Source organism: Microbacterium sp. LWH11-1.2, from assembly GCF_038397745.1.
Lineage (GTDB): Bacteria > Actinomycetota > Actinomycetes > Actinomycetales > Microbacteriaceae > Microbacterium.
Map to the genome: position 1 here is coordinate 167412 of NZ_CP151636.1, position 21356 is coordinate 188767.

A 21356-nucleotide genomic window follows, 5' to 3' on the forward strand; every position below is an offset into this window, starting at 1 on the left:
GGGGGGGAACATCTGGTCTTCTGCCTTCGCTGCGCCGCGAGCACCGATGACATGGAGCCCTCGAGGCAGCGATGCCGTCCCGAGGGCCCCGTCACACACGATCAGAAGGGCTGAACGTTGTCTTCGATGCCGAAGAGGAACTTGCCGTAGACCTCGGCGCCGATTTCCGGGTGCACCAGAGCGTGGCGGCTGGCGGTCTCGCTATTGCGCCAGAAGCGCTGCAACGGGTTGATCTCCGCGAAGCTGAACGCACCGGCGATGCTGAGGCAGCGGTTGATCGACTTGCGCACCAGTGCCGCGGCCTGACCGTTGTCCATGCGAGTCCTGGCGCGCTCTTCCACGGTCATCGGGCGACGGTCACGGGCGGCGGAGTCGATGGCCGCAACGCTGCGGATCACGAGGAGGTAGGCCTGGTCCGCCTCGGACTGAGCCTTGGCCAGCTCGATCTGGTGCACGACCGAATCCTTCGCGTGCTGGTACACCGAGTAGGTGATCGGCTTCTCGCCGACGCGGCGGGCCAGCTCGATGGCGCCGCGCGCCATACCGAGCTGCGCGGCGCTCAGAACGATCTCCGCGACCGGCACGAAGGAGGCGTTGTAGTTGTCCTCCTCAGCCCACTCACGCGGGTACTGCTCGGTCGCAAAGTCGCCGATCGGCACGATCCGGTGCTCGGGGATGAAGACGTCATCGACGACGACGGTGTTCGAACCCGTCGCACGCATGCCTGCGACATACCAGGTGTCCTTGATGCTCGAGTCGGCCCTCGGAATGAGTACGAGCGAGTTCACGGGAAGACCATTCTCGTCCCCCCCCGTGCGCACCGGCACGATGGACCAGTCCGCGTGAAGCGAACCTGTGGAGTAGCCCCATTCGCCGGTGAGGCGAATGCCGCCCTCGACGTGCTCGATCTTCTTGGTGGAGTTCGCCTGCATGAAGGGGCCGCCTGGCGAGAGCACAGCGGCGACGGACGCGCGGGGGTTCGCTCCGAAGACGTCTTCTTGGGCCTGATCGGGGAACAGGGTGGCGAACCATGTGGACGAGTTCAGGAGTGCGGAAACCCAGCCGGTCGCACCGTCGGCCTGGCCCACCGCCGCGACGGTGTCGATGAAAGTGCGGAAGTTTCCGCCGAGACCGCCCCAGCGTCTCGGGATTGAGACATGCAGGAGTCCTGCATCCCGCATCGCCGTGATGACCTCTTCCGAGACGCGACGGTTCTCCTCGCCCTGTTGGGCGTACTCGCGGATCAGAGGCTGCAGTGCCTCCGCCTTCGCAACGATGTCCTGGTCGGGACCGGGAGCGCCGAAGAAGGCGTCCATGGTCGATGTCGCTTGTACTGAACTGCTCACTGTCGCTCTCCTTAGGTGACGCTGGCGTGGAGCCTGCGTGTGATTGCAATCGTTTGCTTCTCCTCCTGATGCTATATGCCCTCAGGTCACTTTTGTGTTTCGGTTGTGAAAACTTCCCCTCGTGCGACCTGCCCCCTACCGTCGCGCGCGACACCGACGGACTCCTGAGGATCCGGTAGCTGCATTCCCGACCACGCGCGCTCGCCAGTCGCGTTCTCCATCCCGATCAGCGCCGCAGGTTTTAACTTCCACGTAACGAATCGGACACAAGCAAACGATTGTATAGACGCATCGTTCAGTATCAACGTACATTGGCGCAACACGTCAAAGGTCGGCTCACGGTCACTCCACCCGAACGCGAAGGACTCGCCGCCCCTGTGTCACGCGTCACAAAGTTGTGCCAGCCTGTCGAGCAGCCCGCTCGAGCCCCAGATGCACTGGCCCGTCCAACGGATCGAGGAAAGCCCATGCAATCGTTCTCCAAGTCGCGTCGTCTCGCGACCGTGACCGCAACCATCATCGCCGTCGCCCTGGTCTCAACAGCCTGTTCGCCTGGTGGTTCAGGCAACTCCGCCAACGCCTCGTGCGAAGAGGAGTACACCATCGGCTTCAGTCACCCCGCAAGCGAGGCATCAGCCGTCAAGGTCGTCAAGGAGGCTGCTGCGGCGCATGCGGAAGAGCTCGGCTGCATCACGGTCCTGCTCGATAACACCAGCGGAATGAACCTCGAAACCCAGCGCTCCACACTCGAGAGCTGGGTCACCCAGAAGGTCGACGCGATCGTCGTCCTGCCCGTGGACCCCGCAGCGCTGGAGAACCTGCGGGAGAAGGCGCAATCGCAAGGCACGAAGTGGCTGACCTACGTGGCCTCCAACCCCGAAGAGGACGGAACCGTCGGATTCGACAACGAGACGGCCGGCAAAGACATGGCAGCCTACCTCGGCGAGTGGGTCGCCGAGAAGCACCCGGACGGTGACATCACGGCCGCCGTGACCACCGCAACGCCGCTTCCGTCGATCCAGCCGCGTGTGCTCCCGGCCATCAGCCTTCTCGAGTCCTCCGGCATCGATGTCGTCTCGCAGCAGGACTGCGCTGCGCAGGACTGCGGCCTGCAGCTCGCTGAGGACGCACTCCGCGCACACCCGAATCTGCGCGTGTTTATCGGCCTCAACGATGATGCAGCGCTCGGAGCGCTGCGAGCCTTCCAGAACGCCAAGGTGGATCTCGACGAGGTGTTCGTCGCCGGGTTCGACGGTGCTGAAGAGGCGCTCGTCTCACTGCGGGACAAGACCGGATACACCGCATCGTCGGCGATTCCGACGATCGAACTCGGTGCGTCGGTCGTCGACAACGCCATCGCTACGATCACCGGCGATGGGGATGCGAGCAAGCAGACGCCGATGTTCCTCGTCAACCCGTCCGACAGCGAGAAGATCGCTGAGCTGCTCAAGGCATACACCACGTTCGCCAAGTGAGAGTCGTACCGAGGAAGAGGCGAGAGGAGCGGCCGATGGTCGTCGCGCTGGAGACGAAGGGCCTGGAGAAGAGCTTCGGCTCGAACCGAGTACTGAAAGGCATCAGCCTGGAGTTTCGCTCCGGCGAGGTGACGGCGCTCCTCGGAGCGAACGGAGCAGGGAAGTCCACTTTCCTCGGATGCATAAGCGGTGCCGAAGCACCGTCATCCGGTCAGATCCTGATACACGGCGAGGAACACTCGGGGTCCAGCCCCAGGGAGTCGATCGAAGCCGGGATCGGAATGATCTACCAGCATTTCCAGCTGATCTCCTCGCTCAGCATCGCCGACAACGTCTTCCTCGGTTCCGAAGTACGCACAGTCCTGGGCGCGACCGACCGTCGCGCCCAGGAGCGCGAGACCCTGAGCCTGCTGCTGCCGCTGGGACTGACGCTGAATCCTGCCGCAACGGTCGGGAGCCTCAGCGTCGGTCAGCAGCAGGTGGTCGAGATCGTGCGTGCACTGCGACGCGACCCGAAGGTGTTGATCCTGGACGAGCCAACGGCGGCACTGAGCCACAGCGAAGTGTCGGCGTTGCTGGAGTTGGTCTCGATGCTCGCGCGCACACGGGACATCGCAGTGATCTACGTCAGCCACATCTTGTCGGAGATCGTTCACGTTGCCGATCGCGCGATCGTGTTGCGAGACGGCGTCCTATATGAGGACCGGAGACGCGGAGAGTTCGAGATCTCAGACCTCGTCGACTTCATCTCCCCGAACAAACGACTGCCGTCGGTGCGGGACACGAGGGACGCGAGCGCCGAGATCGCGCTGGGGCTCTCGTCATTCAGCGGCTCGGCCAGCGGCCCCGTCGACCTCGGCGTGCGCGAGGGGGAGATCATCGGAGTCTTCGGACTGCTGGGATCCGGGCGGACGAACCTGGTCGAGACGCTGGCAGGCGTTCGTCCCACCCACGCAGGCACGGCAAGAGTGGGCGGCACTGTGCTGAACGCCCGGACTCCGCGCGATGCGGCGGCGCGAGGGATCGTCCTGGTGCCCGCCGACCGCAAACTCCAAGCCCTGTTCCCCGACATGACGGCCGTTGACAACGTCGTGCTCCCGCATATGCGGAAACTGGGGAAGTTCGGCATTCGCTCGAGGCGTTCGGAACGAGCTGCCTTCGACACGATCGCCGATGCGCTCGCCCTGCACCCGCGTGAGCCCGATCAGGCAGGCGGCGCGTTCTCCGGGGGGAACGCGCAGAAGCTCATGATCGGACGATGGACCAACCCGGCCAGCGACGCGAAGGTGCTCCTGTTCGACGAGCCGACCCAGGGAGTGGATGTCGGCGCTCGAGAAGACATCTACGCCTTCGTCAGAGCATTCGTGTCCGAGCCCGGCCGGTGCGCGATATTCACGACCAGCGACTACGAAGAGGCAGTCAGCCTCGCCGATCGAATCGTCGTGCTGCATGAGGGCGAGGTCCAGGCGATCATCGACTCCTCTGCTAGCGAGGCAGAGCTCATGTCGCTGGCCTTCGGCGAAGACACGACACTCAGCACCCAATGAACCTTCACGCTTCACGTTTCACCAGAGGATCCCTCACATGATGTCGACGAAAACAGCACACACACCGACCGCACCGTCCACGACACCTCGCAAGAGCGTGCTGCTGCGGTTCCGCCAAGCCATGGATCTCCAGCTGGTGATCCTCGTCATTGCCACCGTCCTGCTCATGGGTGGCTTCACCGCAGCCTCTCCAATGTTCTTCACGGCGGACAATCTGCTCAACATCGCGAACCAGAATGCGTCGACGTTCATCGTCGCTGCCGCGGCCGGGATGCTTCTTATGGCGGGATACGTCGACATGTCTGTGGGGTCGGTCATGGCACTGGCCGGCGTCTGCGCCGCGTTCGCATCGATCGAGTACGGAATGATCGCCGGCATCGTGTGCGCCGTGCTGGTCGGAACGCTGGTGGGCACGCTGAACGGAGTGCTAATCGGCCAGATCGGCATGTCGCCCATCGTCGTGACGCTCGGTGTGCTCGCGGCCGCGCGCGGACTCGCGCAGTTGCTCTCTCCCGGCTCGCTCTATGGTCTGCCCGTTGACCTCATCGGAATGGGATCAGGTGTGTTCCTCGGCATACCCATCCTGGTCTGGATCGCCGGAGTGATCTGTGCGATCTTCTGGTTCGTGTCCGCGAGGATGCCCGCGGGCAAGCACACACTCGCAGTAGGAGCGAACCCGCGCGCAGCGTTCCTGACCGGCATCCCGGTCAAGTCGTTCGTCATGGTGCTGTACATCGTCGTGGGCATCAGTGTCGGAATCGCCGCGATCATGCAGGTCGCGCGACTCGGCAGCGCACCGTCCGGCACGCTCGGTCTGGGGTTCGAAGTCGCCGTCCTGACCGCTGTCCTTCTGGGAGGCGTGCCATTCACAGGTGGACGAGGCAGCGTCATCGGAGTTCTTATCGGTGTGTGGCTGATCGCAGTCCTCGGCAATGGACTCACGCTGCTGAACGTGCCGACCGAGATCTCCGGGATCGTCACGGGTGTCGTTCTCGTCCTCGCCGCTGCGAGCTCGCTGAGCGGTTTCCAGCGGCGAAGAAGGCGTCCGCGTCGAGTGCAGCTGAGCGCGCGCACCGCTGCCGTTCGCGTCTCCAAGTAAGCCCCCCACCCACCGACGGACGCGGGTCGTTCGTCATACCAGAGGAGAACCACATGAGCTCACAGGCACCAGTGGCCGCAGACGCAGGCGAGTTCCTCGCCGTCGTGAAGGACGCACCACCCCTCGACACTCAGAGCGCGGAGCAGAACCGGCTGGATCTCGAGCAGGCGATCCCGCTGACGGGAGTCGGGGCAGATGTCATGCTCGTCGAGGACACAGAGATCGCAGGAGTCAGGGTCCGTGTCCACGCATACTCCAACCAGCCCGACCAACCCTGCATCGTGTATTTCCACGGTGGCGGCTGGGTCATCGGCGATCCAGATCTCGCCGACTCCACCACCCGCGATCTCGCTCTTCATGCCCAGGCGACCGTCGTCAGCGTCGACTACCGTCGCGCACCGGAGAACCAGTTCCCTGCGGCTCACGAAGACGCTGTCGCCGTGACGAAGGCGCTGCTCTCCGGCAGCGCTGGACTGTCGATCAACCCGGATGCCGTCGCGGTCGCCGGGGACAGCGCGGGCGGCAATCTTGCGGCCGGGGTGGCGCTGGCCCTCCGGCACGCCGAGCGCCAGCCGGTTCACCAGGTGCTGATCTACCCGAACCTGGATTGGGACATGATCCGCGAGTCCGAGGCGTGGCGCACCTACGGCGAAGGGCACTTCCTCACGGCTCGTGATCTGAGGTACTTCTACGCCGCCTACGCCCCGAATGCTGACGGTTCGGATGCAGATGACCTACGTCTGAATCCGGGGAAGGCGACCGACCTCAGCGGACTCCCGAAGGCGCTCGTCCTCACCGCCGAATGCGATCCGATCCGCGACAGCGGAGAAGACTATGCGCGACGGCTGAGCGAGGCCGGTGTCGACACGACATGCGTGAGATTCCAGGGGCAGGTTCACCCGTTCTTCTACATGGGCGGAATCATCAAGGACGCCCTCGCTGCACGGCGATTCGTCGGTGCAGAGCTTCGAGCCACGTTCACTGAGGTTGCAGCCAGTACGGCAGCGAAGAATTGAGTGCCCACCGCGGCGAGGACCGCCGCTGCGGGCGAGGTCGGCGATGAGCAGTGACGGCCGGACGTTCCCCGCCTGGTTCGCGCTCTTCGGTTCCGGGATCGCCGGCGTTCTCGTCGCAGTGCAGTCGCAGTCCAACGCAGCGCTGAGCGGGGAGATCGGCGACGGGTACCTGGCGTCGGCGATCTCCTTCGGCTCGGGACTACTCGTGATGCTGGTGGTCCTGCTCTTCTCCTCGCGCGGCCGACAGGGCCTGCGGCGCGTTCACACGCAGGTGAGGGCAGGGACGCTCCCTGTCTGGGCTCTTACCGGCGGGGCATGTGGCGCATTCTTCGTTCTCGGACAGGGACTCGCTGCGTCGGCGACAGGCGTGGCGCTCTTCACTGTCGGCATCGTCGGCGGCCAGGTACTCGGCGGTCTGCTGATCGACAGGATCGGCGTCGGTCCGAGCGGCGTCGTCAGGCCGAGCGTTCAGCGGGTCGTCGGAATGATCCTCGCCGTGGGGGCCGTGGCCATCGCCGTGCTATCCGATCAGAGTTCCTTCATCGCCGTCGGCCGACAGTTCTGGTTGATACTGATCCCGGTCGTCGCGGGGATCGCCGTCGCTTGGCAGTCTGCAGTCAACGGTCTTGTGCGCGTCGCTGCCGACAGCGCCGCGTCGGCGACGACCGTGAACTTCATCATCGGAACATCCGTACTGTTCATCGCAGCCGTCGTCTCGGTCAGCATCCAGGGTTGGCCGCACCATTGGCCGAGCAATCCCGGCTACTACATCGGTGGCTTCGTCGGCACCCTCTTCATCGGCCTCGCGGCCGTCTTCGTGCGCACAGTCGGCGTGCTGTTGCTGAGCATGTCGAACGTTGCAGGGCAGCTCCTGGCCGCCGTGGCGCTCGAGTCTGCCCTCCCCCTGGCAGAGGGATCGACGCCAGGACTTCTCGCTGGAGTCGCCGTTGCTCTCTGCGCGGTCACGATCGCGGCGCTCCCCCGCCGTACCCGGTGAGGCGCCAGCTGGCGGGGAGAGCGATGCGCATGATGGCAGGGATCCTGGTCAGCTGACGATCGATCGAGTCAGGATCCCCGGGACGATTCCTCGCAGGGCCGCCTCGGCGGTGGAGAGTGAACCAGTTCGCGGTGCCCATCGCGAAGTGATTTGACCGGCGCACCGAGCCGGGCGGCCGTCTCTCGCCTTCACCCATCGAGCATCCCGCCCCGATGACTGGCGGCGTTCGGCTTATTAGCGAGCGAGATCAGACCACCGTCACGGCGGCCGTGTCGATCGATGCTCGCTGCCTCGCGCGCTGACAGTCCACGGCGGCGACATCGAAGAGGGATGCTCACGCCTCGCGTCGGGCTTCCTTCACGATGATCTTGACCTCACCTGCGACGGGGAGTCCTTGCACACGGACGGGTGACCTGGCGCGGCTCCGCTCCTCGGAGCGGAGCCGCGCGGGTCTCAGGCCTGTCCTTGCCCCCAGATCGTGTTCAGGTGCGACTGCGAGTCGCGCTCGTTCTTCAACGGACCGCCGACGGCGATGTAGCGCGGGCCTGCGATAAGCAGCTCTTCCGCCGGGAACTTGGTGATGACCTCGCACCCGGTCGCCGTGACGACGACTTCCTCTTCGATCCGTGCGGCGCCCCATCCATCGGCAGACGGCCAGTAAGTCTCGAGCGCGAAGACCATGCCCTCTTTGAGCTCTTCCGGGTGATCAAAGGACGTGAGGCGCGAGAAGATCGGCTTCTCCCAGATCGACAGCCCGACGCCGTGACCGTACTGTAGAGCAAACGCCGCTTCCTCGTCGGCGAATCCGAACTCCTGAGCTGTCGGCCACACCGCGCAGATGTCGGCTGTCGTCGCGCCCGGCCTCACGAGAGCGATCGCACGGTCCATGTACTCCCGAGCGCGCGTATACGCATCCTTCTGCTGCCTCGATGCCGATCCCACCGCGAACGTCCGGTAGTAGCAGGTGCGATACCCGTTCCAGCTGTGCAGGATGTCGAAGAACGCCGGATCACCCGGGCGGATGAGGCGATCGCTGAACACGTGAGGGTGCGGTGAGCATCGTTCTCCGGAGATCGCATTCACACCCTCGACGTACTCGGAGCCGAGGTCGTACAGGGTCTTGGCAACAAGACCGACGGCTTCGTTCTCACGCACCCCCGGCCGCAGGAAGCGATAGAGCTCCTCATACGCGGCATCCACCATCGAGGCGGCCTGCGTGAGCAACCGGATCTCGTCATGCGTCTTGATCCGTCGAGCCTCCATGAACACCTGCTGGCCGTCGACGACCGTGATCCCCTCCTTCTGCAGTGCGAAGAGGATGGGGAGCTCGATGACGTCGACGCCCAACGGCTCGTGCGCGACCCCGAACTTCTCCAGCTCGCGCTTGATCTTGCGCGCGACCTCCTCCGCGACACCCGCGTCAGGCGGGAACGCTCCGCGAAGCGTCGAGATACCCGCCCGTGCGCCCGACTCCAGACGCGGACGTTTCGTGCCCTCGTGCGGCGCATGCGGATCAGCATCCATCTCCGACGAGGTCACGTCGAGCCACGGGTTGTAGAGCGCATGGTGCTTCGCTGCCGAGCCGAAATCCCACGAGATCGGATCGGTGTTGCGGGTGAGCAGACTGAATCGGATCAGTTTGTCCATGGCCCACGTGCCGATGTGAGTCGACGTCATGTATCGGATGTTCGAGAAGTCGAACGCCAGAACAGCTCCGAGATCCGACGAAGCCAGTTCGCTCTTCAACCGGCTGAGGCGCTCGTCGCGCAGGCGGTCGAAGTCGACGCGCGCCTCCCAGTCGACACCGTTGGTGCCTGTCGTGCCCGTGCTCTTCATTGCTTTCCTCCAGGTCGGACGCGACGGCGCGCCACGATGCGGGTTGGGTGTGAGTAAACGGTCGAGGCTGTCACGGCGCCGGTCGACCGAGGGGCCGCCTGCGGCGCACTGGCACACGCAGACGACCGCCGGCGCTGCGGGCGGATCAGACGATGGGCAGGACGAAGCGCGCGTCTTCTTCCCGGCCGAAGATCACCTTTCCGAATGCCTCGTAGCCACTCGCTCCGAGCGTGTGGCCATGGCGCGATGCCGTGGCCTGGTCGCGCCAGATCCGCTGGAGCGGCGACACGTCTGCGAAACCTCCCGATCCGTGGGCGGTCATGAGGTCGTGGATCATGTTCGTGATGGTCTCGACCACCCACGCGGCCTTCGCCCGCATCTCGATGCGCTCGCTGTAAGGCGCGTAATACCCCGTCTCCGTCCCGGCGTAGATCTCGTCGGCGACCTGTGCCGCGACGAGCTCCGCGGCCGTGAGGTCGACGGTCGCCTTGGCTATCGCGGTCTGGAAGAGGACGGAGTCCGCCTGCTTCGCATAGCCGGTGTAGGCGATCGGCTTGGATTCGGCCTTCTCGATCACGAAGTCGAGAGCCGCGCGTCCCATTCCCAGGTGCGGTCCGACGAGCTTCATGAACAGCGACGGCACGAAGATCGTCTTATAGGCGGCCTCCGGGTTGTCGCCGAGATATCCGCCCTCCACGGCGGCAGTCAGCGGGAGGACCCGATATGCGGGAACGAAGACGTCCTCGGCGATCTGCATGACGCTCGCCGTCGACTTCATCCCTGCGACGAACCAGTTGTCGTCATAAGTGAGGTCAGCCGTCGGGATCAGGGCGAGGCCCGCGTCGACGACCTCTCCGGCGTCGTTCTTCAGCGGAATGCCGAGAAGCGACCACGTGGCATGCATGCTGCCGGTGCCATAGCCCCACTTGCCGGTGACACGGTATCCGCCTTCGACGGGCTCCGCTTCAGAGGTGGTTGCGAGCACGATCGAGATGAACGAGTCGAGGCCATCGCCCCAGACGTCCTGCTGTGCGCGCTCATCCATAAGGCTGAGTACCCAGGCGCCGGAATCGAGGATGCCGTCCACCCACGCCAGGCTGCCGTCACCGCGACCGATGGCTCGTGCCACAGCATGGGCTTCGCGCGTGTTGGCCGCAAGCCCGCCGAACTTCGTCGGAGCGGAGATGCTGAAGGCGCCCGTCGCAGCGACCGCCTCGAAGACCTCGCGCGAGATACGACGGTTCTGATCGGCTTCGCGTCCGCCCGCAATGAGCTGAGGGCGCAACTGGTCGATCTTCTCGACGATCGCTGCGATTTCGGGCCGAATTCCTGTCATTGCCATGGCACTCTCCTCGTGGCGGCGCGGTCGGCTGTTCCGGCCGTGTCTCGCGTGTTCAACAACAATGACGGAGCATCCCCATTGTGTCAAGTGCCACTGTACATCTGCCGTGGGGGCGCTGCAGAAGGAGCTTCTCTCCCCAGGCCCAGCGCGCCAAACCTCGTGGAGACTTTCGCGGCCTGGAAACGCCGCAGGGATCGACCATCGTCGACGTCGACGACAAGGAGAGAAGCGACGGATCGGAGGACGGCGTGCCTCTGACTCTCCTCCGGAGCACGAATCGTGCATCACACAGGACGACGTGCCATGCCGGAGAGCCGTCGGCTTCAGACGCTGGAGGGGTGGGCTTCAGACGTTCGGGGTGTCGTGTCTGCCGATGACAAACCACACCCCACGGGCAGGGACCGCCCCCCTGTTGGCCAGCAGATGCGGCCGCGACGATTCGAAATGGAGCGAATCGCCGGGCGACAGCTCGTAGGTGTCGAAATCAAGCTGGAGCGTCAGCACACCCTCCAGCATGTACCCGTACTCGATCCCAGCGTGACGCATGAGCCGCCCGTCCACCGAACTGGAGGCGCCGGGATCGTATGTGATGAGCAACGCCTCGACCGCACCGCCCTGCGACATCGCGAGCCGCTCCCATCGGACGCCGTTCTCCATCTCGATCACAGGGCCATCGCCCGCGCGCTGGACATCGGACCGCGCAACGGCCGCAGAGGAGCCTCTCGAATGGTCGGATCCCATGCCGAGCAGGTCGTCAGCCGATACCTCGAGGAGATTCGCGAGGGCATAGAGGGTGGACACGGAAGGCTGGGACTTTCCTGTCTCGACCTGCGATATGAGGCTGGGCGACACGCCGAGCGACTGCGCGACGCTACGGAGGCTCAGGCTTCGCGACTGCCGAGCTTGTCGCAGGCGCGTTCCCAGTTCATCAGCGGCCACAATATGATCTCCGTTGCCTCAATCATGCGATTCGGCAAGACTATCGTGCCAGGCTCAAAGTCCGTGCAACGCGACTACACAGAGCGATGGGTGTCAGATCGCGGCGATCGCGTCGATCTCGATCACCGCATCGTTGTAGAGCGAGTGCACGCCAACGGCCGTGCTCGCCGGCAGCTGATCCGGATCGAGGATCGAGTCGCGGACGCGGCGGTACGCCTGAAGCTTCTCCTCGTCGAGATGCTTGATGTAAACGTTGACCCGAATCAGGTCTGCAAAGGTCGCGCCGCCTCTGTGCAACGCCTCTTCCAATGCTCCGAAGGTCAGCCTGATCGAGTGCTCGTCGTCTTCGGGGTAGGGAGCGTAGACGCCTGATACGTACAGGAGCCCCGTGGCAGTGTCCAGGACACTGTCCGCGATTCCCGGGACCACCGGAGCGGGAAAGCGTACGAGTCGATCACCGGGCATCTCCGTCTACTTTCCTCAAGCTGTCAGGCGGCGCAGGTGCACAGCCATCCGCCGCAGCCTTGTTGTCCGCGCTCTGACGTTACCGTCTGATTAAAAGTATTGCAATCGTTTGTGAAGAGATGTACATGTAGGTGTACTGCACACCCGTGCAGCAACGTCAGCTCTCATACAAGACCAGGCCCGCAACCCGAACCCGAGAAAGCGCCATCATGAGCGAACGCAAGACCGACTACTCGATCTATTCACTTGAGTTCTGTCAGGGCACCATGCCCCATGACTTCTTCGGAGGTTCAGGCCTCTACAGCAATGCAGGAACGGTGCGCATACCGATGCTTTACACCCTCCTGATCGGTGGAGAAGTGGGAGGCAAGCAGCATGTCGCACTCGTGGACTGTGGCTTCCGCAACGACTACTGGCTCGATCGATACCCGTTCCAGAGTTGGGAGAGCCCGGTAGAGGTTCTCGCGAAGGTCGACCTCACCCCGGAGGACATCGACGTCATCCTCGTCTCCCACATGCATTTCGACCACATGGGCAACTTCGAGGCATTCCCCAACGCCCAGCTGTATGTGCAGTTCGACGAGTACGTCGGGTGGTCCGAAGCGGTGGATCTGGCGAACCAGATGCCGAGCGATGCCGACCGCGCATGGATCTTCTCATCGTTCGACCCCACCGACCTGGCCCGTGCGGCCAAGGGCATCGCGGACGGCCGTATCCGCTTCGTCAACGGCGACGAGGAACTGCTCCCGGGAGTGACGGCTCGTCTGGCCCGCGACTCCCACACGTTCGGGTCGCAATGGTTCAAGATCGAGACGCAGAGCGGCCCGTTCGTCGTCGCCGGTGACACCGTGTACTGGTATTCGAACGTCGAGAAGATGTGGACCCCCGGCTATGGTCAGGGCAACGACTTCAACCTCATCAGGCTCTACAAGACGCTCAAGGAAGAACTCAAAGACGAGACGAGCCGGATCATTCCCGGCCACGACATCGACATCGTGCAGCGCTACAAGTCCTGGACGACCGACAGCGGCAACTACGTCATCGAGGTCAACCGACGTGAGAACGAGGCCTCCAGGGCACCTGCGAACGCAGGCGTGCTCCTGACCTGATCGACAACAGACGGCGCCTGTAAGAAGAGCTCACGTGCAGGCGCCGTCTTCGGCGGATGCGGGGAGCATCGCCGCCGACGCGACGATAGGAATCGAACGAGGAGACGGCGACATCGAAGAATAAGACGATCCTGATCGTCGGCGGATCACGCGGCATCGGCCTCGAACTCGCAAAGGCTCTCATTGGCTCAGGCAACGACGTCATCATCACGAGCCGCTCGCGGCGCACAGGATCACGCGCTGGACGTGGCCGAGCCGGAGGGCATCGACGGCTGGTCGTGGACTGCTCACTGCCACCGCCATCACTCCTCTCACGTCGAACGTCGCCTTCTCCGCGCTGACTCGCGGTGGCGACGCAGCTGATCGTGAAACACTCGCTGCGCTAGGGGGAGCGCGCTGCGACCGCTGCTACTTCGGAACGATGAGCGCCTCATCGACGCTTACACGGAGACTGCACTGAACCACATCTGGAAAGCTCAGCACTCCTCATGGTGGATGCTGCACGCCGCTCCGGGCGCGTCGGACTTCGACCGCCGCCGGCAACTCGGCGAGCTGCGTTCGTTGGTCGGCTCCGAGGCCGGGCGCACATTCCTCGCCGAGGCTTACTCTGGCTGGCTCCTCGCCTGACGCCGTTCTTCACGGTCTGAACCTGTGACGCTGCGGCGCACATCCTGCACAACACCGCGGCTGGCAGAGCACCTCCTCCATCACGGCCAGCCCCCTCACCGCCACCGATCGGGCCAGACGCGCGCGAAGACGTTCCCAGAGCAGGCGAATACCGTTCTCGAGCTCCGGGCGACGACGAAGCCGCCGATCAACTCGCATGGAGCTCGGTCAGCACCATTTCCAAGGGAGCGATGGGACGCGACCAGAGCTCGGCGAAGGCCTCCCCAAGCGCCTCCTCGACGCCGTCGAGGGACCGGACTCGAAACACGGCTGCGAATGACCTCGCCCCGCCGCCCCCAATCGCCCCGTGTGTTCGAAGGCCGTGGTCGACAGCGCGCATCCATGTCTCGCCTGCTGCTTTGAGGGTGGCGTAGTTCGCAGAGCCGTCGGTCGGGCGGGAAGCTACGACGGACGAGACGATCGCGGTACGGCCGGCCGACGACTGTCTTAGATCACGGTCGAACGCGCGCGACACGTGCCGCAGGGCTGACAGACCGGTTTCCAACAGACGGAATGCCTCCTCCGTCTGCGCGGCGAGGCCGCCACCCCCGCTCCATCCGCCGACCAGATGGAACACCCCATCGACCGGCCCCCACATGTCGTCTACTCGCGCCTTCAGTTCTGCGACCGACTCCTCGCTCGCAAGGTCCGCGCGCTGAACATACACGTGCGGCAGCTCCCTTCGACACCGAGCGAGCTTCTCTTCATTCCGTCCGGCGATGATCACTCGGGCGCCGCGGGCGAGAAGCGCCTTCGCGGCGGCAAGTCCCGAAGCGGATGTCCCCCCGGCGAGCAGCACTAGCCTGCCCCCGATGGGATGCGCGGGGGTGGTCTCCATCTGAATCTCTCTTCGTACGGTCAATGCGGCCCTTCTCTCGTTGATGTTCTCCACTGCAGCAGCCGTCACCCTGACGACCCGTGCAGGATGCCGTCTCAGTTCCGGGCGCGAGCGACGAGGAGCGCATCGACCACGAATGTGGTGCCTCCGATCGGGTCGATGATCACCGGGTTCAGGTCACCTTCGGCCAAGAGATCCTTCATGTCCTCCGCCAGCCACGAGAGCTTCACGAGGACGTCGAGAAGAGGTTCGACATCGACGACAGGATGCAGATTTCGGAACCCGCTCAACAGACGAGCGAGACGGGTCCGGTCGAGCAGCTGCCGCGCTGTATCCGCCGAGAATGGTGCGATCGCGTACTCCACATCGCCGAGAAGCTCGACCAGCACTCCACCGACACCGATACCGACCGCCACGCCGATGTCGGGGTCCGAGACGAAGCCAACGAAGGCTTCGATCCCCGAGAGTATCTGCCTCTGCACCTCGATGCCGCGCACAACGGCATCAGGGCGATGGCGATGTGCTGATTCGAGAATCGACTTCCATGCATCGCGCAACTGGCCCTCGTCCTGCAAGTCGAGCGCCACCCCGCCTACATCGGAACGATGGGTGATGTCCGGAGAATCGATCTTCGCCACGACGGGGTATCCATTGCGCTCACACCATCGAACCGCCTCATCCACATCGCCGAAGGAACGCGATCCGACGGCGTTGATGCCATACGCATCGAAAACCCGTCGCATGGTGTCTCGGTCCAGCACGCCCGATGTGCGCGCGAGAGAGTCGCGGATCTCGCCCACGATCGATGTGCCGGGAACCGACGATGGGCGGGCGGGCAGTCCCGCGCCCGAGCCCGCGACAAGAGAGGCCGCACGCACTGCTGTCAACGCGTTGCGGAGTCCGCGGAGCACCGGGATGTCCGTGGGGGTCGTGGGCACCCGGGCAGGGTGGACGGTCATCGAGGAGCTGGAAGCGAAGAGCACGGGGATCTCGGTCTCAGTGTTCAGATGCGTGAAGGCATCGACGATATCGTCTTCGTATTCCAATTCGATCGAAGACAGACTCGACTGTGCATCGATGACACCTAGTACGACATCCACGCCCTCGTCCTCGCTGACGATCTGCAGAGTGCGACGGAAGGTATCGTCGTCGGCATCCGCGCTTCCCCATGCGTCGAGCGGGTTGATCGCGTGCATGTCGGGGAGTACCTCCTCGAGGCGCCGTTGGGTCTCCTGCGAGAAGCGCGCCAGCGTCGCCCCCACCTGTTCGGCCAGGTCCGCAGCCAGAGCTGCTTGGCCCCCGGAGAGAGTGACGATCGCGGTACGCCCCGCTCCGACGGCTCGTGCGTCGACGCGGGCGAGCAGGTCGATCGCAGCCGCCAACTCGTCGTAGTCCGACAGAAGAGGCACGCCGATCTGCTCCATGTACGCGTCGATGACCGTTCGATTGCTGAGCATCGCTCCGGTGTGCGCGAGAGTCGCCGCCCGCCCGGAATCAGAAGCTCCCACCTTCAGCGCCACGACCGGCTTGCCGGCCTTCCGAGCGGCGTCGACCGCGCGAGCCAGACCCTCGGAGTCGTACACCGACTCCAGGATGAGCGCGATGACTCCCGTCCTGGAATCCTCCGCGAGGTATCGCACATAGTCGGCGGTCGTCAGCACCGCTTCGTTGCCCGTCGACACGATGTGGGAGAAGCCGACACCACTCGTCGATCGCGCCACGAAGATCGCGCCAGACCCCGACTGCGAGACGATGGCGACATTGCCGGCGGGCAGGTCGGCGAGGATCCCCTCGTCCGCCCACAACATGGTGCGGTCGTGGACGTTGATCAGCCCCATGCAGTTCGGTCCGTGGATATGCATGCCCGAGCTGCGAGAGAAGTCGCTGATCGCCTGGATCTCGTCGGAGGTGAATCCCACGCTCATCACGAGCCCCGTCTTGACGCCGACAGCCGCGAGGTCACGCAGCGCGGGGAGCACGGCTCCTGCTCGAAGGGTCACGACGGCGAGGTCGACGTCGGCCGCCTCGCTCACGTCGGCCAGCGGCACGATGCCCTCGATCGTGCCATCGCCCCGGCTGAGAACATCGATCCGGCCGGTGAAACCGCCGCCGCGGAGATTGCGGAGCACTTGGTTCCCGGTGGCATCGGGTCTGGTCGAGGAAGCGCCCACGACGACGACTCGCCTCGGGGAAACGAGCGTGATCAGCGGGACGAGCTTGGCGAGCGACATAGGGACTCCTTATTATGTAGCAGTTATTATATAAAAAGCGGAGTGCCACGTCCAGCCCGATCCTGCAGCGGAACGGCGGCCAGCCCGGCTGCATCCGGGCTGGCCGCCGTTCCGATCAGGCCGTCGCTATTCGGCGCTCCCGATGAAGGAGAGCGACGGAAGGTTGACGTAGACCGAAGAGGCGATCACCCCGCCCAGACGATCGCTGACGAAGTTGACCTGGTAGGGGTTGACGATGGAGATCGTCGCGGCGCGCTCCTCAAAGCGATCCTGGATGTCGAGGGTGATCTCGGTGCGGCGCTTCTCGTCGAGTTCGCCGACGGCCTCACCGAACAGTCCCGCGAGCCTCTCGTCCACGTAGCCATCCCAGTTGTAGAGGCCGTCGGGCAGGTAGTAGTAGCGGATCGAGGCGAGCGGCTCCTGCACGATGTCGCCGCTGCTGCTCAGAAGCAAGTCGCTGTCCCCACGCACGGACGGGTCGTACATCGCCTGGGCGTACTCGAGCGGCTGGAGCGCCCTGATCGAGACGCGAAGGCCCGCGGCCTCCGCCTGGGCCTGAACGAGCTGGCCGAGCTGAGAAGCCGTCTCGTCTCCGCTCGCCACGATCAGCTCGATCTTCCGCCCCTCGGCTCCGGCCTCTTCCACCAACTGCTTCGCCTTCTCCGGGTCGTAGCCGCGGACGTCCGCGATCGCGGACGTCCGCTTCTGCGTGCTCTCACGCACGGAGGCCGGCCACGAGTTGGGGCTGATCGCGGTGCTCCACGACCGGGCGGCACCATGGAAGACCGTCTTCGCGATCGCGTCCCTGTCGATCATCTGCTGGAAGGCCTGCCGCAGCGTGGCGTCGGTCGCGAGGATGCTGTCGGGGCTCGCGACACGGAGAGACCAGATCGTCGTGGTGTTGCCGTAGTACAGAGACCCGGTGTCGACGGCCTCCAAAGCCGGGATCGACGACGCGGGAATCTCCCATCCGCCATCGACTTCACCGGTCGCCATCGCCTGAGTGAGCGCACTCGTGTCGGTGATGAAGGTGAGGCGGACGTCGCCCACCTTCGCCGCTCGTTCTTCGTTCCAGTAGTTCTTGTTCTTGACGAGGCGGATGTCGGTGCCGACGTTCCACTGGGAGATCTCGAACGGGCCAGAACACATCAAACCGCCCGCGGGGGCGCCGAGCGCTTCCCCGGCCTTCTCGCTGAACGCCTTCTCCATGACGACACCCCCGACGCCGACCATCGTCGGCAGGAAGGTGGCATCGGGGGCGCTGAAGTCGATCGCGACCTCCGTGTCCGAGATGGCCGAGATCGACGCCACGTTGGCGAACGTCGGCGCGAGGTAGGACGACGGCGACGCGGCCCGGTTGAGGCTGTAAACGATGTCCTCGGTCGTCAGCGGCGCCCCATCCCAGAACGTCGCGTCCGCACGGAGGGTGAACACCGCCCTCAGCGGGGACTCCTGGGTCACGGACGCAAGACCGGGCACGATCGCCCCCGACTCGTCCACGGAGAGCAGGGAGTCGCAGACGCTGGTGACGACGGCCATCGCCGAATAGGTCGGGACGTTCGGCGGGTCCAGAGTGGCGGGCTCTCCGGACCCGAGGTTCCAGGTGATCGAGTCGACAGGCCCGTCCCCTCCCGGGGATCTGAGCACCGTCTTCACAGCGGCGTCCGGCGTCGTGTCCGGCGTCACCGCCGTGCATCCGACCACCGAGCTCGCGGTCGCGATGCTGACGGCGGCGACGAGTGCGGCCCTGCGCAGGGTCCGGCGCGATCGGTTCATATCGTGCTTCCTCTCGACGTTCATCGCAGAGCCCTAGGGACGGACTCCGGTTCCGTCATTGAACCGCAGATCGACCTTAATGTGGTGACTTTTATATAACGATCGCTCCATCACGCACATCCGGAAGAAGCCTGAAAGATCTTCTTGCAAATGTCTATCTATTGATACACACTGTGACTTGTCGTACTAATTATGTGACAGGAGATGCCGTGAACACCGCCACAACCACTGCCGAGGCCACGCTTCTCGAGCGCGTGACCGAGATCTTCCCCCTTGTTCGCGATGCCGAGGAGATCATCGAGAACGAGCGGAGGATGCCTGAAGAGATCACCGACGCCCTCTACGAGTGCGGGATGTACCGCGCGTTCCTCCCGAAAGAGCTGGGTGGGCTGGAAGCGCACCCCGTCGAATGGCTCGAAGCCGTCGAGGCGCTCTCCCACGTGAACGGCTCCGCAGGCTGGCTCTGCATGCTGCACACGGGGCAGACCTGGGCCGGAAAGGACGCGATGCGACGCATCCTCGAAGACGAGCGATGGATCATCGCAGGCAACGGAGGCCGCGCCGGCGGAGTCGCGCGCGCCGTGGAGGGAGGCTACTGGGTATCAGGACGCTGGCCGTTCTCGAGTGGATCCCCGGAGGCGACCCATCTTTTCGGCCTGTGCGTGCTCCACGACGACAATGGCGAGGTCGTGCTCTCTCCGAAGGACGGCACTCCGTGGTTCGTCGTTCCCTATTTCCGCCGGGAGGACGTGACTCTCCACGACACCTGGGACGGTCTGGGTCTGCGCGGAACAGGAAGTGGCGACTTCTCGGTCGACGAAGAGGTGTTCGTTCCTGCCGACATGGTGGACGAGCGCGGTATCTGGGGGATCACCTACGGCACGCCGCACGAGAAGGGGCCATTCATCCAGGCCGCACACTCTGCTCATGCGCTCGGGCTGGCAACCGCCGCGCTGGAGGAGCTGATCAAGCAGACACACCTCAAAGCCCGTCGCGGCTCTTATCGTCAGCTTCGCTTCGCGACCGACGAGAACCTGCACATCGCTATCGCTCGGTCGGACGCGCGGATCCGCGCATCGCGGCTGCTGCAGAACGATGTGATCTCCCGCGCGTTCGAGAGTGCGCAGAACAACCGCTTCATCGACTACGAGCTGCGTGTGCTCATGGCGGAGATCAACACGTTCATCGTTCACGAGTGCCGAGACATCGTGAACACCCTGTTCGTCGAGAGCGGCGTGGGCGGTGTCGGGGCCAAGTCCCGTCTCGCACGGATCTTCCGCGACATGGCGGTGGCAGCGAACCACATCATCATCGCCCAGAACCAACTTCCCTCCGTCGGCGCCTACTGGATGACTCGCGACATGGAAGGCGGTCCCTTCATCGACAATATCGAGATGTCCGCCATCTACCCGCCCCACCCGCAGTTCGCCGACCGGGCGAGCATCCGCGTCGACCTTCCCACCCGCAAGCGGTCATGATGAACACGTCGACACTGCGGACCCCGTCCCTGCTCGATGCACAGGCGCTGCGTGGCGCGTTCTCGCGTTTCGCCACCGGCGTCACGATCGTCGGCTTCGAGAACCATGACGGCATCCACGGGCTCACCGTCAACGCCTTCACCTCTGTGTCGCTGGACCCCCCGCTGCTTCTCGTATCGATCCAGAAGACGTCCCGATCGCACGAACCGCTCATGCAGCAGCCGTTCTCCGTGAGCATCCTCGCGGACACGCACGCGGCGGCTGCGCGGTCCTTCGCCTCGAAAGACCGCGCAGGGGCACCGGACTGGGATCGCTCCGGTCGAGTGCCGCGAATCGCTGACGCGATCGGATGGTTCGAATGCGAGCACTGGGCGCAGCATGATGCGGGCGATCACACCTTGGTGGTCGGAAGGATCACGGACTTCGGGAGGACCGACGGAGAGCCGTTGCTATTCTTCAATGGTGCGCTCTCCGGACTCAGCTGACCCCCATGGCGATGCCGGCCTTTTTCGTCATGTCCCACAGAAACCGGCGAGCTGAGTTGGCGACGTCCGATTCCTCGACGACGGTGGAACGATCGATCGCCCTGCTCTGGGAGCTCTATGCGAACCCGGAGGGACTATCCGCATCCGACCTCGCGCGTCGACTCGACACGCAGCGCACGGCTCTCTACCGCCTCTTGCGACCGTTCCTGCGCACGCAGTTCATCCGCAGGGACGATCGTAAGCGCTACTATCTCGGATTCGGTATCACGGCGCTCGCTCGAGCGGTCGCCGAGCCCATCGAGAACCTCGTCCGAGGTTCGCTCCAGAAGCTCGCTGATGACACGGACTGCTCGGCGATGATCATCGCCGACACGGACGGCATCCTGGTCACCGTCGCGAGCGCCGGCCCGCAGCGTCCCGGCATGCATGTCGCCGCGCCGCCAGGATTCGTGCATGAGAACAACGACGTCGCTCTCAGAGCGATCGACGCAGGCAGGGGGGCTGCGGCGACCGATCCGCTCGCGGATGCCGCAGGATTCAGCAATGCGATCGGTGGACTGGCGACGACGATCGCGCTGCCCCTTTACGTGCCGATCATCGGATCGGACGCGTGCATACTACTGGCCTCCGTCACTCCGTTCCGGCTCGACGACGTGCTCCCCCTCCTCTCACGAGCCGTCGACGAGGTCGCTCGCTCACAGCATTCGTGAT

Annotated in this window: 18 protein-coding genes and 1 pseudogene; 11 read left to right on the forward strand and 8 right to left on the reverse strand. The window is 64.5% G+C overall.

What is annotated here, in order from left to right:
* Positions 1-101: 101 nt before the first annotated feature.
* A complete protein-coding gene (locus MRBLWH11_RS00810; RefSeq protein WP_341946356.1) occupies positions 102-1346 on the reverse strand; it encodes an acyl-CoA dehydrogenase family protein in 1245 nt (414 codons plus the stop codon).
* A gap of 311 nt (positions 1347-1657) precedes the next feature.
* On the opposite strand from MRBLWH11_RS00810, the gene MRBLWH11_RS00815 reads away from it, so the two are divergent.
* The 5 genes from MRBLWH11_RS00815 to MRBLWH11_RS00835 all read left to right on the forward strand — a co-directional run bounded on the left by MRBLWH11_RS00815 (position 1658) and on the right by MRBLWH11_RS00835 (position 7480).
* Positions 1658-2821, forward strand: a complete 1164-nt coding sequence (locus MRBLWH11_RS00815; protein ID WP_341946357.1) for a sugar ABC transporter substrate-binding protein — start codon at positions 1658-1660, stop codon at positions 2819-2821.
* Between the two features lie 35 nt (positions 2822-2856).
* On the forward strand, positions 2857-4368 hold the full coding sequence (locus MRBLWH11_RS00820; protein ID WP_341946358.1) for a sugar ABC transporter ATP-binding protein: 1512 nt from the start codon (positions 2857-2859) through the stop codon (positions 4366-4368).
* Positions 4369-4405: 37 nt separating this feature from the next.
* Complete coding sequence (locus tag MRBLWH11_RS00825; protein ID WP_341946359.1) at positions 4406-5467, forward strand: ABC transporter permease; 1062 nt, start codon at positions 4406-4408, stop codon at positions 5465-5467.
* Between the two features lie 200 nt (positions 5468-5667).
* The gene (locus MRBLWH11_RS00830; RefSeq protein ID WP_341946360.1) at positions 5668-6483 is read left to right on the forward strand and encodes an alpha/beta hydrolase; all 816 of its coding nucleotides are present in this window, start codon (positions 5668-5670) and stop codon (positions 6481-6483) included.
* Positions 6484-6526: 43 nt separating this feature from the next.
* Positions 6527-7480 (forward strand): DMT family transporter, encoded by a 954-nt coding sequence (locus MRBLWH11_RS00835; RefSeq protein ID WP_341940285.1) that lies wholly within the window; start codon positions 6527-6529, stop codon positions 7478-7480.
* A 453-nt stretch (positions 7481-7933) separates the two neighbouring features.
* On the opposite strand, the gene MRBLWH11_RS00840 is transcribed toward MRBLWH11_RS00835, so the two are convergent.
* The 4 genes from MRBLWH11_RS00840 to MRBLWH11_RS00855 all read right to left on the reverse strand — a co-directional run bounded on the left by MRBLWH11_RS00840 (position 7934) and on the right by MRBLWH11_RS00855 (position 12026).
* On the reverse strand, positions 7934-9316 hold the full coding sequence (locus MRBLWH11_RS00840; protein WP_341946361.1) for a Xaa-Pro peptidase family protein: 1383 nt from the start codon (positions 9314-9316) through the stop codon (positions 7934-7936).
* Between the two features lie 145 nt (positions 9317-9461).
* The gene (locus MRBLWH11_RS00845; RefSeq protein WP_341946362.1) at positions 9462-10745 is read right to left on the reverse strand and encodes an acyl-CoA dehydrogenase family protein; all 1284 of its coding nucleotides are present in this window, start codon (positions 10743-10745) and stop codon (positions 9462-9464) included.
* A 258-nt stretch (positions 10746-11003) separates the two neighbouring features.
* Complete coding sequence (locus MRBLWH11_RS00850) at positions 11004-11597, reverse strand: helix-turn-helix domain-containing protein (protein ID WP_341940288.1); 594 nt, start codon at positions 11595-11597, stop codon at positions 11004-11006.
* A 93-nt stretch (positions 11598-11690) separates the two neighbouring features.
* Complete coding sequence (locus tag MRBLWH11_RS00855; RefSeq protein ID WP_341940289.1) at positions 11691-12026, reverse strand: RidA family protein; 336 nt, start codon at positions 12024-12026, stop codon at positions 11691-11693.
* Between the two features lie 182 nt (positions 12027-12208).
* On the opposite strand from MRBLWH11_RS00855, the gene MRBLWH11_RS00860 reads away from it, so the two are divergent.
* From MRBLWH11_RS00860 to MRBLWH11_RS00870, 3 genes and pseudogenes are all read left to right on the forward strand, one after another.
* A complete protein-coding gene (locus tag MRBLWH11_RS00860; RefSeq protein ID WP_341946363.1) occupies positions 12209-13171 on the forward strand; it encodes an N-acyl homoserine lactonase family protein in 963 nt (320 codons plus the stop codon).
* 134 nt (positions 13172-13305) lie between these two features.
* Positions 13306-13512 (forward strand): hypothetical protein, encoded by a 207-nt coding sequence (locus MRBLWH11_RS00865; protein ID WP_341942594.1) that lies wholly within the window; start codon positions 13306-13308, stop codon positions 13510-13512.
* A gap of 52 nt (positions 13513-13564) precedes the next feature.
* Positions 13565-13798: pseudogene (locus tag MRBLWH11_RS00870) on the forward strand (4-hydroxybenzoate 3-monooxygenase); the annotation flags it as partial.
* 187 nt (positions 13799-13985) lie between these two features.
* Here the strand turns inward: MRBLWH11_RS00870 and MRBLWH11_RS00875 are convergent.
* The 3 genes from MRBLWH11_RS00875 to MRBLWH11_RS00885 form a co-directional block, all read right to left on the reverse strand.
* Complete coding sequence (locus tag MRBLWH11_RS00875; RefSeq protein WP_341946364.1) at positions 13986-14729, reverse strand: SDR family oxidoreductase; 744 nt, start codon at positions 14727-14729, stop codon at positions 13986-13988.
* Positions 14730-14770: 41 nt separating this feature from the next.
* Complete coding sequence (locus MRBLWH11_RS00880; protein WP_341946365.1) at positions 14771-16906, reverse strand: acetate--CoA ligase family protein; 2136 nt, start codon at positions 16904-16906, stop codon at positions 14771-14773.
* A gap of 126 nt (positions 16907-17032) precedes the next feature.
* Positions 17033-18682 carry an ABC transporter substrate-binding protein gene (locus MRBLWH11_RS00885; protein ID WP_341946366.1) on the reverse strand — a complete coding sequence of 550 codons (1650 nt, stop codon included), beginning with the start codon at positions 18680-18682 and terminating at the stop codon, positions 17033-17035.
* Positions 18683-18891: 209 nt separating this feature from the next.
* Between MRBLWH11_RS00885 and MRBLWH11_RS00890 the strand changes: the two genes are divergently transcribed.
* From MRBLWH11_RS00890 to MRBLWH11_RS00900, 3 genes are all read left to right on the forward strand, one after another.
* A complete protein-coding gene (locus tag MRBLWH11_RS00890; RefSeq protein WP_341940294.1) occupies positions 18892-20160 on the forward strand; it encodes an acyl-CoA dehydrogenase family protein in 1269 nt (422 codons plus the stop codon).
* Positions 20160-20645 (forward strand): flavin reductase family protein, encoded by a 486-nt coding sequence (locus MRBLWH11_RS00895; protein WP_341946367.1) that lies wholly within the window; start codon positions 20160-20162, stop codon positions 20643-20645. The genes MRBLWH11_RS00890 and MRBLWH11_RS00895 overlap by 1 nt, the downstream gene beginning before the upstream one ends.
* Positions 20646-20728: 83 nt before the next feature.
* Complete coding sequence (locus MRBLWH11_RS00900; RefSeq protein WP_341946368.1) at positions 20729-21355, forward strand: helix-turn-helix domain-containing protein; 627 nt, start codon at positions 20729-20731, stop codon at positions 21353-21355.
* The last annotated feature ends 1 nt before the right edge of the window (position 21356 follow it).